This is a genomic window from Corynebacterium antarcticum, from assembly GCF_016595285.2.
GTDB classification, from domain to species: domain Bacteria; phylum Actinomycetota; class Actinomycetes; order Mycobacteriales; family Mycobacteriaceae; genus Corynebacterium; species Corynebacterium antarcticum.
Window position 1 is genome coordinate 402,670 of record NZ_JAENIP020000002.1, and the last position, 13,515, is coordinate 416,184.

Below are 13,515 nucleotides of genomic sequence, written 5' to 3' on the forward strand. Positions count from 1 at the left end.
CGTTGACATATTTCTAGAACTCTGGAACTCTAGAAATATGTCAACTCAGCGTCTCTCCAGAACTCTCACCGCAGCCATCCTCTGTAGCGCAGTGACCCTGGGGTCCTGTGCCACGACACCGACGGAGACCGGGTCGAACCAGTCTGTGGCGGAGTGTCCGCGGACCGGCACCGACGCCGACCTGACCACCACCCCGGGGTGGATCACCCATCTCGCGGCCCACCCGGAGGACACCGCCCTCGTCATCATCCCCGATGCCGCGACACCCGACGGCCCCGACACCGTGCGGAAGAACGCCGACACGCCGCTGGACGTCGCATCCGCGGCGAAGATCATCCACCTGCTCGCCTACGCCGACTCCGTCGCCGACGGCACCCTCCGGCCCGACACACAGGTAGCGGTCTCCGACTGGGAGGCCTTCTATCTGCCCCTCGACGGTGGTGCCCACGCCGCCGCACTCGAGCGGCTGGGAATTCAGACCCGGGAAATGGCTCCCGGAGTCGCCGTGGCCTCCGACCCGGACGCCACCGTCGCACTCGACGACCTCGTCAGCGCGATGATCATCGAGTCCGACAACGCAGCCGCGGACTGGTTGGCCGAGGAACTCGGCCCGGGCGCCCTGACGGCCGCGGCAGAGGGAGCCGGATGGAGCAACCCCCGCATCCCCGACTACCTCGGATCGATGCTCGCGATCCTCGACCCCGAGGTCGCCGGTGATCCGACCGCGGCATCCCGCAGATACCGGGAGGATGCCGAATGGGCCGCCGACATCCTGCACCGCACGCCGGTCGGGTACGCCGTGCAGCGGGACATCCTCCGCGGCACCGCGACCGCCACCGCCGGCGACCTCGCCGCCGTCTACACCGCTCTCGCCACCGGCGGTGGTGGGCCCGCGGGTGACGTCGCACGCCGTCACCTGGAGCACACCGACCCGGAGGGGTACACCGCGATCGGGCACAAGGGCGGCAGCCTTCCGGGGGTGCTGGCCGACGCCATGGAGATCCGACGTGAGGACGGAACCGCGGCAGTCGCCGTCCTGATCACCAACGAGGTGCCCGAAGAGGGGAACGCGGACATGCTGCGTTCCTTCGCCTGGCAGGACCTCATGCTGCGGGCGGTCGACTCCGACGGGACACTCGACCAGCTAACGTGTGGAGAATGACTGAAGCACAGGAACTCGCGGATCTCAGGAAACGCGTCACCGACCTTGAGTCGCGGGTACGCAGGCTCGAGCACCCCGGACCCCCGGAACCGCCGTCCACCGACGGACAGGGGGCGATCACCGGAACCGTCCGGTACAGCGGTGAGTTGACGGCACCGGAGCAGCTCCGGTGGGCGATCACGCTCGAAGCCGAGGCCGCACGCCTCCTGCCGGGGGAGAAGATCGCGGAGATCTTCACCGCCCTCTCCAGTCCCGTGCGGCTGGTCATGCTCCGCGAACTGATCGCCGGACCGGCCGCCCCGAAGCAGCTTCAGGAGCTCCTCGGATACAGCTCGCCGGGTCCCCTCTACCATCACCTCAAGCCGCTGCAGTCCGCCGGAATCATCGAACGCGACGGGGACGGGAGATACCACGTTCCGGCGCCCGGGGTCGTGCCGCTGCTGCTCCTTTTGGCGTCCGCCGGTGATGTCGCCGGAGAGTTCAGGGGCGCATCGGCGCACGACCGGTAGCGTGACGGGTTGGAACCCGAACGGGGCCGATGGTGCTCCACCGACTGAATTTCTTTTGCTGGTATCCCGCTGGTCATGTTCACTGAATCGGTAAATACGCAGTTCAGCCAGCTTGTTTTTGGTTTCGCGGGTGCGTTCAATGACTCATTGTGAAACTCAAAGACCTGTCCACGCTGTTCTCCCGTGACCGCGCCACCCGCACCCGTCCCGCACGTCGGGTCTCCGCGGTCGCCGCAACCATAACCGCAGGAGCGCTCGCGCTCGCGTCCTGCTCATCCACGGGCGGAGCCCCGGAGTCCGGTTCGAACTCCGCAGGCGGTGGGACCGTCGACACGCCCCGCGCGGTCGTCGCGATGGTGAGCCACGGAGCTCCCGGTGACACCTTCTGGGATCTCGTGCGCAAGGGCGCGGAGGATGCCGCGAAGAAGGACAACATCGAGCTGCGGTACTCCTCGGACCCCCAGGCGCCGAACCAGGCGAACCTCGTTCAGTCCGCGATCGACGCCGACGTCGACGGTATCGCCGTGACGCTACCCAACGCCGAGGCCATCGGGCCGGCCGCGAAGAAGGCCGTCGATGCCGGGATTCCCGTCGTCGGGCTCAACGCAGGAATGAACGACTACACCGACTACGACCTGTCCGCCTTCTTCGGGCAGGACGAGTCCATCGCCGGTGAACTCGCCGGCGAGCGACTCGCCACCGACGGCGCGAAGAAGGTCCTCTGCGTCATCCACGAACAGGGAAACTCCTCCCAGGAAGCCCGCTGCGGCGGCATCAAGAAGGGCCTCGGGGACTCCGGGGACATGGAGATCCTCTACGTCAACGGGATGGACATGACCTCGGTCGCCTCCACCGTCCAGGCGAAGCTCGCCCAGGATCCCTCCATCGACTGGATCATGGGGCTGGTCGCGCCGGTCGCGATCACCAGCATCGACGCGGCGAAGGACGCGGGCAGCGACGCCAAGATCGCCACCTTCGACACCAACGCCGAACTGGTCAAGGCGATCAAGGACGGCACCATCGAATGGGCCATCGACCAGCAGCCCTACGTGCAGGGATACCTCGCCGTGGACGCCATCTGGCTCGCGATCCGCAACGGATCGACCCTCGGCGGCGGCAAGCCGGTCCTCACCGGCCCCTCGTTCGTCGACGCCAAGAACGTCGACTCCATAGCTGACGCCGTAACAGAAGGTCTTCGATGACTCGTGGGCACACCTCCGCCGGTGACGCGGCCGTGAGCCCGGACGTCGGCCCGCCGGCGAACGGCGCGGCCGACGACCGGCTCCGGGAGCGGACGGTCTTCGACCGTTTCATCCGTCGCCCCGAACTGGCGAGCCTCGTCGGTGCGGTCATCATCTTCATCCTCTTCATGATCGTGGCCCCGCCGTTCCGCACACCCGACGCCTTCGCCACCGTGCTCTACGCATCATCGACCATGGGCATCATGGCGCTCGCCGTCGGCATGCTCATGATCGGCGACGAATTCGACCTCTCCTCGGGTGTCGCGGTCACCTCCGCGGCACTCGCCGCGGCGATGCTGAACTACCACCTGCACCTGAACTCCTGGGTCGGTGTGTTCCTCTCCCTCGGAACCGCCCTCGCGATCGGCGCACTCAACGGTTTCCTCGTCACCCGCACCGGGATCCCCTCGTTCCTGATCACCCTCTCGGTGTTCCTCATGCTCCAGGGTCTCAACCTCGCGCTGACGAAGCTCATCGCCGGACAGGTCGCCACCCACTCAATCGGGAACATGGACGGCTTCAACTCCGCCAAGGTGATCTTCGCGAGCTCCGTCAGCATCGGTGGGGTGAACGTCAAGGTGACCGTGTTCTGGTGGCTTCTGTTCGTCGGGATCGCGAGCTACATCCTCTACAAGACCCGGTTCGGCAACTGGGTTTTCGCGGTCGGTGGAGACAAGGCCGCGGCCGAGGCCGTCGGCGTCCCCGTCCGTCGCGTCAAGATCGTGCTGTTCATGTTCGTCGGGTTCGCCGCCTGGTTCGTCGGCATGCACAATCTCTTCGCCTTCGATTCCATCCAGGCCGGACAGGGCGTGGGCAACGAGTTCCTCTACATCATCGCCGCCGTCATCGGCGGTTGCGCACTGACCGGCGGCAAGGGGACCGCGGTCGGAACCGCGATCGGTGCCCTCATATTCGGCATGACGAACCAGGGAATCGTCTACGCGGGATGGAACCCCGACTGGTTCAAGTTCTTCCTCGGGGCGATGCTGCTCTTCGCGGTCATCGCCAACAGGACGACGGCAAACTACACGGAGAACAGGTAGATGGACACCACCACCACCGACACCGCCCCCGAGGTCCGGGATCCACGTCCGGCGGACGCCGGGACCCCCATCGTCGAACTGCGCGATGTCGCCAAGTCCTACGGGGCGTTCAACGCGTTGTCCGGGGTCAACCTCACCGTCCGTGCGGGGGAGGTCACCTGCATCCTCGGCGACAACGGCGCCGGGAAATCCACGCTCATCAAGATCCTCTCCGGGCTTCACCCCGCCACCTCCGGGGACGTGGTCATCGACGGGCGGGTCGCGCACTTCCGTGGCCCGAAGGACGCGCTCGACGCCGGTATCGCCACCGTCTACCAGGATCTCGCGGTCGTCGGGACGATGCCCGTCTGGCGGAACTTCTTCCTCGGCCAGGAACTGACCGTGGGCCCGTTCGGGCACCTGCGTGCCGCGGAGATGCGCCGGATCACCCGCGAGCAGCTGCTGGAGATGGGCATCGACCTCCCCGACGTGGATGTCCAGGTGAATCAGCTCTCCGGCGGTCAGCGGCAGGTCGTGGCCATCGCCCGGGCGATCTACTTCGGTGCCCGGGTGGTCATCCTGGACGAACCCACAGCTGCGCTGGGTGTCAAGCAGTCCGGCATGGTGCTCAAGTTCGTCGCCGACGCCCGTGACCGGGGAATCGCCGTCATCCTGATCACCCACAACCCGCACCACGCCTACCTCGTCGGTGACGAATTCGTCGTGCTCGGGCTCGGACGCCAGATACTCGCCGTGAACCGCGCCGACACCGGCATCGACGAACTCGCGCTCCAGATGGCCGGGGGCGGGGAACTGGACGCGCTCGAACACGAGCTCAAGAGGGACTGAACACCCCCGCCACCCCCACCCGGCGTGAACGGGCGGTGACGATCCGGTGAGCGTCCCGTCAGATCGTCTCGGGGCCACGGGCGGAGCCCTAGACTGACGGGCATGTCTCACCGTCGCCGCGCCGCCGCCACAGTGGCAGCCATCGCATTCACCGCCCTCTGCGCACAACCGGCCCAGGCGGTCGATCTGCCGCCCATCCCCGCGCAGCTCCCCGGGCAGGAGATCCCCGTCCACCACGACGGCGCGCCGGTCCCCGTTCCCTTCGGTCCCCAGGACTACGTGGGCTACATCTCCGACATCAGTTCCCACCCCTACGGCATCTATCTCGACGTGATCGACTCATTCACGCAACTCCGGGAGAACCCGGACGTGATGAACTCCAACCTCGAGCAGGTCATCGCGATCAACAACGCCGCAGCCTCGGACCCGGAGCGCATTCGCCGGGCCCAGGCGGACGCCCGCGCCGACCGGGACGGCGTGCTGAACCCGTTGGCGGACGCGCTCGGCCCGAACCTGGCCGGACACTTCCGCGACGCTCTCGCAGAGAACCGCCTCCCGAAGACCCGGATGCTGCTCGGCGGCGGATGGCTGGCCCGCGCCGGTGGACCGGCGAGCTCCACGTTCGTGGAGAAGGAGATCTTCGCGAACCCGCGCCCCTTCGTGGTCGCACCCGACCGCATCACCAGGTACACCGCCGAAGACCGGAACTTCTACAGCACCTCGAAGTCCTTCCCCTCCGGTCACACGAACCAGGCGACGTGGACGACCATCCTGCTTGCGGTGATGCTTCCCGAGTTCGGGCCGCAGCTGCTGGCCCGTGGATCGGAGGCCGGTGAACACCGTCTGGTCATGGGCGTCCACTACCCGCTCGACGTCATCGGTGGCAGGATGACCGGAACCGCCGCGGCCGCGGACCGGTGGAACGATCCGAAGATGCGGGCCAATCTCCGTGCGGCGGCAGCCGAGATCCGCGCCGAACTCGAGTGGCGGTGTGGGGCGCCCCTCGGTGAATGCGCGTCCCGGGGGGCCGCGTACTCGGCTGACCCGGTGGGAGAGTACACCCGCCGGATGAACTACGGGTTCACTCCGGTGGGGGACCCGGCCGCGGGGATGATTGTTCCGCAGGCGGCACCCGATCTGCTGCTCGGGGCGTTTCCGGATCTCTCCCACCCGCAGAGAGCCGAGATTCTCCGGCTGACCGCCGGGCCCGGCGGTATGCCGCTCGACGAGACCGGGCCGGAGGGCTCCTGGCAGCGGATCAACTTCGCCGCCGCGATGGCGGCGGAAGTCACGGTGACCCCGGAGGGACAGGTGCGCCTCCGCGGATAGCGGTACGCGGGTCGGGGCCGATGGGGGGTCGGGGCCGGAACATTGCCGACGGATTGCCTATCGACGTCCAGCTGCGGTAACGTGATCCGCTGGACTTGCGTCCGTCCGCTGTCGCGCTGCCCCGTGCAACCTCCAGTGGTCGTCGTGCAGGTCCCTTGTGGCAACACCGCCACGAAAACGTACAGACGTTCCACTCCTACTTTGTTGTAGGCCCCCCGCCCGATGGCGTCCATCGGTTACTGCTGGCAGCGAGCTGCACCACTACTAAGTGGCCTGTGGCGACAAGTGGCCAGGGAGAAGATGATAACGCCGGGTGGTCATTAGCGTGATCAGGGGAACCGCAACGAGAAAGGCTACTGGTCTGCCATGACCATGACTGATCCTATCGCCGACATGCTGTCGCGCGTGCGCAACGCGAACAACGCGTTCCACGACACCGTGTCGATGCCGTCCTCGACTCTCAAGGCGAACATCGCCGAGATTCTGAAGCAGGAAGGCTACATTGCCGACTACAGCGTCGAAGATGCGAAGGTGGGCAAGACCCTCTCACTGACGCTGAAGTACGGCCCGTCCCGCGAGCGCTCCATTGCGGGCGTTCGCCGAGTGTCCAAGCCGGGCCTGCGCGTTTACGCCAAGTCCACCAACCTGCCGAAGGTCCTCGGAGGCCTGGGCGTGGCCATCATCTCCACGTCCCAGGGTCTGCTGACCGATCGTCAGGCTACCGAGAAGGGTGTAGGCGGAGAAGTCCTCGCCTACGTCTGGTAAGGGAGGATTGAGCAACAATGTCGCGTATCGGTAAGAACCCGGTCGCCGTCCCCAACGGCGTGACCGTCACCATCGACGGCCAGGACGTCCAGGTCAAGGGTCCCAAGGGAACCCTGACCCAGACCATCCCGGCTCCGATCACCGTCGCCCAGGGGGAGAACGAGATCATCGTCTCCCGCCCGGACGATCACCGCAAGAGCCGCGCCCTGCACGGCCTGTCCCGCTCGCTGGTCAACAACATGGTTGTCGGCGTCACCGAGGGCTACACCATCAAGATGGAAATCTTCGGTGTCGGTTACCGTGTCCAGGCCAAGGGCAGCAACCTCGAGTTCGCTCTCGGCTACAGCCACCCGATCCTGATCGAAGCTCCGGAGGGTATCACCTTCGCCGTCGACGGCAACACGAAGTTCTCCATCACGGGTATTGACAAGCAGAAGGTCGGCCAGATCGCCGCGAACATCCGCCGCCTGCGCAAGGATGACCCCTACAAGGGTAAGGGCATCCGCTACGCCGGTGAGCAGATCCGCCGCAAGGTCGGAAAGACGGGTAAGTAATGAGCAACACTGCACAGAACAAGCGCCTCCCCATCGGTCGGGACATCTCCACCCGCCGTCGTGTCGCCCGCACGCGCCGTCATGCGCGCCTGCGCAAGCACATGCGTGGAACCGCGGATACCCCGCGTCTCGTGGTGCACCGCACCTCGCGCCACATGCACGTCCAGATCATCGACGACCTGGCCGGCCACACCCTGGCCGCCGCGTCCACGATGGAACCGGACATCCGTGGCTCCGAGGGCGACAAGAAGGCCCGCGCCGCCAAGGTCGGAACCCTCATCGCCGAGCGTGCGAAGGCCGCCGGCATCGAGGCGGTCAAGTTCGACCGCGCCGGCTACAAGTACCACGGCCGTGTCGCCTCTCTGGCCGACGCCGCCCGCGAAGGTGGTCTGAAGTTCTGATGACCGCTTTCACCAAGATCAACAACGGAAGGATCGCGTAATGCCGGGACGTGAACGGCGTGACGGCGGACGCTCCGCCGACAGCACCACCAACAGCAAAGACAACAACAACCGCAATGATCGCCGCGGCGGAGGACGCCGCGACGACCGTCGCAACCAGCAGCAGGACGAGCGCAACCAGTACATCGAGCGCGTCGTCACCATCAACCGCGTGTCCAAGGTCGTCAAGGGTGGTCGTCGCTTCAGCTTCACCGCTCTCGTGATCGTGGGCGACGGCCAGGGCATGGTCGGTGTCGGTTACGGCAAGGCCAAGGAAGTTCCCGCGGCCATCCAGAAGGGTGCAGAGGAAGCGCGCAAGAACTTCTTCCGTGTCCCGATGATCGCCGGCACCATCACCCACCCGGTCCAGGGCGAGGACGCCGCAGGCATCGTCATGATGCGTCCGGCCGCCCCCGGTACCGGTGTCATCGCCGGCGGCGCAGCGCGCCCCGTGCTTGAGTGCGCCGGTGTCCAGGACATTCTCTGCAAGTCCCTGGGCTCCGACAACGCCATCAACGTCGTGCATGCGACCGTCGCCGGTCTCAAGCAGCTGGTCCGTCCCGAAGAGGTCGCGGCCCGCCGCGGCAAGACCCTCGAAGAGGTCGCCCCGGCCCGGATGCTGCGCGCTCGCGCAGGCAAGGAGGCTTAACCAATGGCCCTCAAGATCACCCAGCTCAAGGGCACCGTCGGTGCCAAGAAGAACCAGAAGGACTCGCTGCGTACTCTCGGTCTCAAGCGCATCCGCCACTCTGTGGTCCGGCCCGACACCCCTCAGGTGCGCGGACTGGTCAACGTGGTGCGCCACATGGTCGAGGTCGAAGAAGTGGCGGGGGAGTAGGTAGTTAAATGAGCGATCCCATCAAGCTTCACGATCTGCGCCCCGCCAAGGGCGCCAACAAGGCCAAGACCCGTCTCGGTCGAGGCGAGGCCTCCAAGGGCAAGACCGCCGGTCGCGGTACCAAGGGCACCAAGGCCCGCAAGCAGGTTTCGGCGTCGTTCGAGGGCGGCCAGATGCCGCTTCACATGCGCCTGCCGAAGCTGAAGGGCTTCAAGAACCCGGCGAAGGTCACCTTCCAGGTGGTCAACGTCTCGGATCTCGGGAAGGCCTTCCCCGAGGGTGGCGACATCACCGTCGCCGACCTCGTCGCAGCCGGCCTCGTCCGCGCCAAGCAGCCTGTCAAGGTTCTCGGTAACGGCGAGATCAGCGTCAAGGTCAACGTCACCGCCACCAAGTTCTCGAACTCCGCCAAGGAGAAGATCGAGGCCGCAGGTGGCTCCGTGACCGCCGAAGGCAAGTAACAACCGCCTTCCGGGTTCCGCACCGACCGTAGAGGCCCGGTTGTGGAACACGAGAACCCCGTATCTCCGTCGCCGGAGGTACGGGGTTTCTGTGTGTCCTGTCCGTCCCGTCATCCGTCGAACCGCAGGGCGTCGGGACGATTCCCCGGGAAAGGGCGGGCCACCCCGGACCCCGCCCGGGGTCGCGCGGTGGTTCAGGGGAGCCCCGTGGAGTGCAGCGGAACCACCGGGAGCACGGCAGTCGTGCCGTCCGGGCTGCACCACCTGCCGGCCCGGGGCCACGCGGACACTCCTCCGCGCTCCCCGTGGACGGCCCGCCGGGTGAGCGCGCGTGCCCGGGGACGCTGACCTACGCTGGAGTGGGTCCGTACATCCATCATGGAGCCTGGAAGGGAAACCGCGTCGTGAGCCTGCTCGGTGCTGCGGGGATCGGCCTGCTGGTCGGCGCCGTCGTCGGGGCGCTCGGAGCGGGCGGCGGAATCATCGCGGTTCCCGTTCTCACCTATCTCCTCGGCCAGTCGGAACATGCGGCGACGAACGGTTCCCTCGTCATCGTCGCGTTGACGGCGGCGGTCGCCCTTCCCGGCAAGGCGCGGCGCGACCAGGTGCGGTGGCGGGACGGACTCGTGTTCGGCGCCATGACGACCCTCGGTGCGGTGCCGGGCCGGTTGATCAATGAGCGCCTGGATGCGGAGACCCTCTTCCTCGCCTTCTCCGCGCTGCTGCTCACCGTCGCGGCGACCATGATCGGCAGCTCGTTCAGGGACCTGTGTGGTGGGGGCTCCGCCGGTGCCGGCCCCTGTTCGCCGGGAGAGACCCGGGGAACTCCGCGTCGATCCCCCGTCCTCGTCGCCGGTGCCGCGGCGGTGACCGGGCTGCTGACCGGATTGTTCGGGGTCGGAGGAGGTTTCGCGGTCGTCCCCGTTCTCGTGGTGGCCATGGGGTTCGGAATTCGGCAGGCGACCGGAACATCGTTGCTCGTGATGATCATCGCGTCGGGTGTCTCCATACTGATCGGGATCGCCAGGGAGTCCTTCGTACTCGACTGGAGCCTGGTTCTCCTGTTCGCCGGTGGCTCCATGGTCGGTGGGGTGCTCGCGGGACGTCTGTCCCAGCGGGTACCGTCGGCGGTGCTGTCGGCGACGTTCGGTGTCCTGGTCGGAATCGTCGGGATGATCACCCTGGTGCGGACCGCGGCGGGTGTCTGACTTAGGTTCCACTCACCAGTCGGTCGGCCGTTGCCGCACCGTACGGCTGGTGTGTCGCGCCGAGGGGTCGGCGGAGGGGATCCTAGAAGAACCCCTACATGTGTACGCGGCTCTGTCAGCTGGTAGGGTTACGTAGTCGTACAACTTCTGCGCCACTGACCGACCCGCCCGCCAGCGGTTGCCGGGTTTGATGGGGTGCTCTGAAGAAGAATCTCAATTACCGTCACCTTCTCCAAGAAACCGCGGGCCCGATGGTGGGCCGAAGTCCTTTGACGGGGCTTTCTGCGGCGGGGGAGCCAGCAGGAGGATATGTGTCCGCCATCGTCTCGGCATTCAAGGACGCTGATCTACGCAAGAAGATCTTGTTCACCATCGCGATGATCATTCTGTACCGGATCGGTGCCCAGATACCGTCCCCGGGCGTCAACTACGGCGCGATCGCGGGCAGGTTGCGTGATCTCACCCAGGATCAGTCCAGCGTGTACTCGCTGATCAACCTGTTCTCCGGTGGCGCGCTGCTGCAGTTGAGCATCTTCGCGGTGGGTATCATGCCCTACATCACCGCATCCATCATCACGCAGTTGCTGACCGTGGTGATCCCGCACTTCGAGGAGCTGAAGAAGGAGGGGCAGTCCGGACAGGCGAAGATGACGCAGTACACGCGTTACCTCACCGTCGCGCTGGCACTGCTCCAGTCCTCGGGCATCGTCGCACTGGCGGATCGCGGGCAGCTGCTGGGCTCCGGTTTCGAGGTGCTCGTCCCCGAGCGGAACATCTTCGACCTCATCCTCCTCGTCTTCGTGATGACCTCGGGTGCCGTGCTGCTCATGTGGCTCGGTGAGCTGATGACCGAACGCGGTATCGGCAACGGTATGTCGCTGCTCATCTTCGCGGGCATCGCCACCCGCCTCCCCACCGATGGTGCGGGCATCCTGGCCAGCTCCGGGGGGCTCGTGTTCTCCCTGGTGCTCATCGCGGTCCTGATCCTCGTCGTGGGTGTCGTCTTCATCGAGCAGGGACAGCGCCGCATCCCGGTCCAGTACGCCAAGCGGATGGTCGGGCGCCGGCAGTACGGCGGTACGTCGACGTACCTGCCGCTGAAGGTCAACCAGGGTGGCGTCATCCCGGTCATCTTCGCGTCGTCGATCATCTACGTCCCGGTCCTGATCACCCAGATCATCAACTCCGGCGGAAACGTCTCGCCCGACAACTGGTGGCAGAACAACGTCATCCAGTATCTGCAGACCCCGTCGTCATGGCAGTACATCGTCCTGTACTTCACCATGATCATCTTCTTCAGCTACTTCTATGTATCGGTCCAGTACGACCCCAATGAGCAGGCCGAGAACATGAAGAAGTACGGTGGTTTCATCCCCGGGATCCGTCCCGGGCGGCCCACCGCTGAATACCTCGGTTACGTCATGAACCGGCTGCTCTTCGTCGGTGCCCTCTATCTGGGTATCATCGCCGTGCTCCCGAACCTCATGCTCGACCTGGGCGTCGGTACCTCCTCGGGTTCGACGCCGTTCGGTGGTACCGCGATCCTGATTCTCGTGTCGGTCGCACTGACCACCGTGAAACAGATCGAAAGCCAGTTGCTGCAGTCCAACTACGAAGGATTCCTCAAATGAGACTCGTTCTCCTCGGTCCCCCCGGTGCAGGGAAGGGCACTCAGGCAGCCATCCTGTCCGAGAAGCTCGGAGTACCGCACATCTCCACCGGCGATCTCTTCCGCGCCAACATCGGTGAGGGAACCCCGCTGGGGCTCGAAGCCAAGAGCTACATCGACGCCGGCACGCTCGTCCCGACTGACGTCACCGCACGCATGGTCGAATCGCGGCTCGCGGAGGACGACGCACGGAAGGGTTTCCTGCTCGACGGTTTCCCCCGGACTGTCGAGCAGGCGGAGCTGCTCGCCGGCATGCTCGGGAAGTCGGGCCACGAACTGGACGGGGTCGTGCAGTTCAAGGTCGCGGAGGACGTTGTCGTGGAGCGCATGCTCGCCCGCGGACGAGCGGATGACAACGAGGAGACGATCCGCACGCGTCTCGGTGTCTACCGGGAAGAGACGGCGCCTCTGATCGACCACTACGCGGACGTGATCATCCCGATCGAGGCCGAGGGGTCCGTCGAGGAGATCAACGCCCGGACGATGGCCGCCCTCGAGAAGTAGCGGACCGCCCCGTGTGCCCCGCACGGACGACGACAGGGGAGACCGGAGGACCGGCCCGCTCCAGTGGGCCGGTCCTCCGGTGTTTCCGGGTGGGCCGGTTCCGTGCCGGCCCCCGTTTCCAGCACCGAACCCAGGAGTAGAGAGAACAATGGCATTCCGAAAACGCCGCCGTACCATGCCCGTCCGCACCCCGGGAGAACTTGACGCCATGCAGGCGGCCGGGGAGATCGTCGGCAGGGCTCTACAGGCCGTTCGGGCGGCCGCAGAGCCCGGGGTCAGCACCCTGGAGCTGGACGCAGTGGCGGAGGCCACGATCCGGGACAACGGCGCGATCCCCACGTTCCTCGGGTACCACGGTTTTCCGGGCTCGATCTGCTCCTCCGTCAACGACGTCATCGTCCACGGCATCCCGAACGCGGAGACGGTTCTGCGGCCCGGGGACCTCGTCTCCATCGACTGTGGTGCGACCCTCGACGGTTGGGTCGGGGATTCGGCCTGGACCTTCGGCATCGGTGATCTCGACGACGAGTCGGAGCGGCTCAACAACGCCACAGAGTGGGTTCTCGCCGAGGGGTTGAAGGCCATGGTCCCCGGAAACCGGCTCACCGACGTCTCGCACGCACTCGGCCGGGCCACGGCGCAGGCCGCCGAGAAATTCGGGATCACCCTCCACATAGTCGACGGCTACGGTGGGCACGGTATCGGACGCGAGATGCACGAGGATCCGTTCCTCGCCAACGAAGGCAGGCCCGGCCGCGGTCCCGTCATCGGGGAGGGCAGTGTCCTCGCCATCGAGCCGATGCTCGCGACGGGAACCCCGGACTCGGCGGTCCTGGAGGACGACTGGACGGTGGTCACCCTCGACGGATCCCGGGCGAGCCACTGGGAGCACACGGTCGCGGCAACGGCCCACGGTCCCCGGATCCTCACCCCCAGACACTGACCGATCCGGATGACACGCCGC

At 66.3% G+C, this 13,515-nt stretch carries 16 protein-coding genes; all 16 read left to right on the forward strand.

What is annotated here, in order from left to right:
• The first annotated feature begins 37 nt into the window (after positions 1-37).
• The 16 genes from JIM95_RS06030 to map all read left to right on the forward strand — a co-directional run bounded on the left by JIM95_RS06030 (position 38) and on the right by map (position 13,494).
• The gene (locus JIM95_RS06030; protein ID WP_200260417.1) at positions 38-1,162 is read left to right on the forward strand and encodes a serine hydrolase; all 1,125 of its coding nucleotides are present in this window, start codon (positions 38-40) and stop codon (positions 1,160-1,162) included.
• Positions 1,159-1,671 carry an ArsR/SmtB family transcription factor gene (locus JIM95_RS06035; RefSeq protein ID WP_200260415.1) on the forward strand — a complete coding sequence of 171 codons (513 nt, stop codon included), beginning with the start codon at positions 1,159-1,161 and terminating at the stop codon, positions 1,669-1,671. The genes JIM95_RS06030 and JIM95_RS06035 overlap by 4 nt, the downstream gene beginning before the upstream one ends.
• A gap of 239 nt (positions 1,672-1,910) precedes the next feature.
• On the forward strand, positions 1,911-2,873 hold the full coding sequence (locus JIM95_RS06040) for a sugar ABC transporter substrate-binding protein (protein WP_200260516.1): 963 nt from the start codon (positions 1,911-1,913) through the stop codon (positions 2,871-2,873).
• Positions 2,870-3,955: an ABC transporter permease gene (locus tag JIM95_RS06045; RefSeq protein ID WP_200260412.1), complete on the forward strand. Its 1,086-nt coding sequence runs from the start codon at positions 2,870-2,872 to the stop codon at positions 3,953-3,955. The genes JIM95_RS06040 and JIM95_RS06045 overlap by 4 nt, the downstream gene beginning before the upstream one ends.
• A complete protein-coding gene (locus JIM95_RS06050) occupies positions 3,956-4,783 on the forward strand; it encodes an ATP-binding cassette domain-containing protein (protein ID WP_200260409.1) in 828 nt (275 codons plus the stop codon). It begins immediately after the preceding gene.
• 102 nt (positions 4,784-4,885) lie between these two features.
• Positions 4,886-6,112, forward strand: coding sequence for an acid phosphatase (locus JIM95_RS06055; protein ID WP_200260406.1), 1,227 nt, complete (start codon positions 4,886-4,888; stop codon positions 6,110-6,112).
• Between the two features lie 366 nt (positions 6,113-6,478).
• The gene (gene rpsH, locus JIM95_RS06060; RefSeq protein WP_198734931.1) at positions 6,479-6,877 is read left to right on the forward strand and encodes a 30S ribosomal protein S8; all 399 of its coding nucleotides are present in this window, start codon (positions 6,479-6,481) and stop codon (positions 6,875-6,877) included.
• A gap of 17 nt (positions 6,878-6,894) precedes the next feature.
• Complete coding sequence (gene rplF, locus JIM95_RS06065) at positions 6,895-7,431, forward strand: 50S ribosomal protein L6 (RefSeq protein ID WP_198739048.1); 537 nt, start codon at positions 6,895-6,897, stop codon at positions 7,429-7,431.
• Positions 7,431-7,832, forward strand: a complete 402-nt coding sequence (gene rplR / locus JIM95_RS06070) for a 50S ribosomal protein L18 (protein WP_200260403.1) — start codon at positions 7,431-7,433, stop codon at positions 7,830-7,832. The genes rplF and rplR overlap by 1 nt, the downstream gene beginning before the upstream one ends.
• Before the next feature lie 40 nt (positions 7,833-7,872).
• On the forward strand, positions 7,873-8,520 hold the full coding sequence (rpsE, locus tag JIM95_RS06075) for a 30S ribosomal protein S5 (protein WP_200260400.1): 648 nt from the start codon (positions 7,873-7,875) through the stop codon (positions 8,518-8,520).
• A gap of 3 nt (positions 8,521-8,523) precedes the next feature.
• A complete protein-coding gene (gene rpmD / locus JIM95_RS06080; protein WP_198734927.1) occupies positions 8,524-8,709 on the forward strand; it encodes a 50S ribosomal protein L30 in 186 nt (61 codons plus the stop codon).
• Positions 8,710-8,717: 8 nt separating this feature from the next.
• Positions 8,718-9,170 (forward strand): 50S ribosomal protein L15, encoded by a 453-nt coding sequence (gene rplO, locus JIM95_RS06085; RefSeq protein ID WP_200260397.1) that lies wholly within the window; start codon positions 8,718-8,720, stop codon positions 9,168-9,170.
• 404 nt (positions 9,171-9,574) lie between these two features.
• Positions 9,575-10,378, forward strand: a complete 804-nt coding sequence (locus JIM95_RS06090; protein WP_200260394.1) for a TSUP family transporter — start codon at positions 9,575-9,577, stop codon at positions 10,376-10,378.
• 311 nt (positions 10,379-10,689) lie between these two features.
• Positions 10,690-12,009 carry a preprotein translocase subunit SecY gene (secY, locus tag JIM95_RS06095; protein ID WP_200260391.1) on the forward strand — a complete coding sequence of 440 codons (1,320 nt, stop codon included), beginning with the start codon at positions 10,690-10,692 and terminating at the stop codon, positions 12,007-12,009.
• Positions 12,006-12,551, forward strand: a complete 546-nt coding sequence (locus JIM95_RS06100) for an adenylate kinase (protein WP_200260388.1) — start codon at positions 12,006-12,008, stop codon at positions 12,549-12,551. The genes secY and JIM95_RS06100 overlap by 4 nt, the downstream gene beginning before the upstream one ends.
• Before the next feature lie 148 nt (positions 12,552-12,699).
• On the forward strand, positions 12,700-13,494 hold the full coding sequence (gene map / locus JIM95_RS06105) for a type I methionyl aminopeptidase (protein WP_200260385.1): 795 nt from the start codon (positions 12,700-12,702) through the stop codon (positions 13,492-13,494).
• The last annotated feature ends 21 nt before the right edge of the window (positions 13,495-13,515 follow it).

Excerpts from the sequence above, each read along its gene's own strand:
- JIM95_RS06055 (WP_200260406.1), top strand. The coding sequence starts at position 4,886 with ATGTCTCACCGTCGCCGCGCCGCCGCCACAGTGGCAGCCATCGCATTC.
- rpsH (WP_198734931.1), top strand. The coding sequence starts at position 6,479 with ATGACCATGACTGATCCTATCGCCGACATGCTGTCGCGCGTGCGCAAC.
- map (WP_200260385.1), top strand. The coding sequence starts at position 12,700 with ATGGCATTCCGAAAACGCCGCCGTACCATGCCCGTCCGCACCCCGGGA.
- rplO (WP_200260397.1), top strand. The coding sequence starts at position 8,718 with ATGAGCGATCCCATCAAGCTTCACGATCTGCGCCCCGCCAAGGGCGCC.
- JIM95_RS06035 (WP_200260415.1), top strand. The coding sequence starts at position 1,159 with ATGACTGAAGCACAGGAACTCGCGGATCTCAGGAAACGCGTCACCGAC.
- rpmD (WP_198734927.1), top strand. The coding sequence starts at position 8,524 with ATGGCCCTCAAGATCACCCAGCTCAAGGGCACCGTCGGTGCCAAGAAG.
- JIM95_RS06100 (WP_200260388.1), top strand. The coding sequence starts at position 12,006 with ATGAGACTCGTTCTCCTCGGTCCCCCCGGTGCAGGGAAGGGCACTCAG.
- JIM95_RS06045 (WP_200260412.1), top strand. The coding sequence starts at position 2,870 with ATGACTCGTGGGCACACCTCCGCCGGTGACGCGGCCGTGAGCCCGGAC.
- rpsE (WP_200260400.1), top strand. The coding sequence starts at position 7,873 with ATGCCGGGACGTGAACGGCGTGACGGCGGACGCTCCGCCGACAGCACC.
- rplR (WP_200260403.1), top strand. The coding sequence starts at position 7,431 with ATGAGCAACACTGCACAGAACAAGCGCCTCCCCATCGGTCGGGACATC.
- JIM95_RS06030 (WP_200260417.1), top strand. The coding sequence starts at position 38 with ATGTCAACTCAGCGTCTCTCCAGAACTCTCACCGCAGCCATCCTCTGT.
- JIM95_RS06050 (WP_200260409.1), top strand. The coding sequence starts at position 3,956 with ATGGACACCACCACCACCGACACCGCCCCCGAGGTCCGGGATCCACGT.
- rplF (WP_198739048.1), top strand. The coding sequence starts at position 6,895 with ATGTCGCGTATCGGTAAGAACCCGGTCGCCGTCCCCAACGGCGTGACC.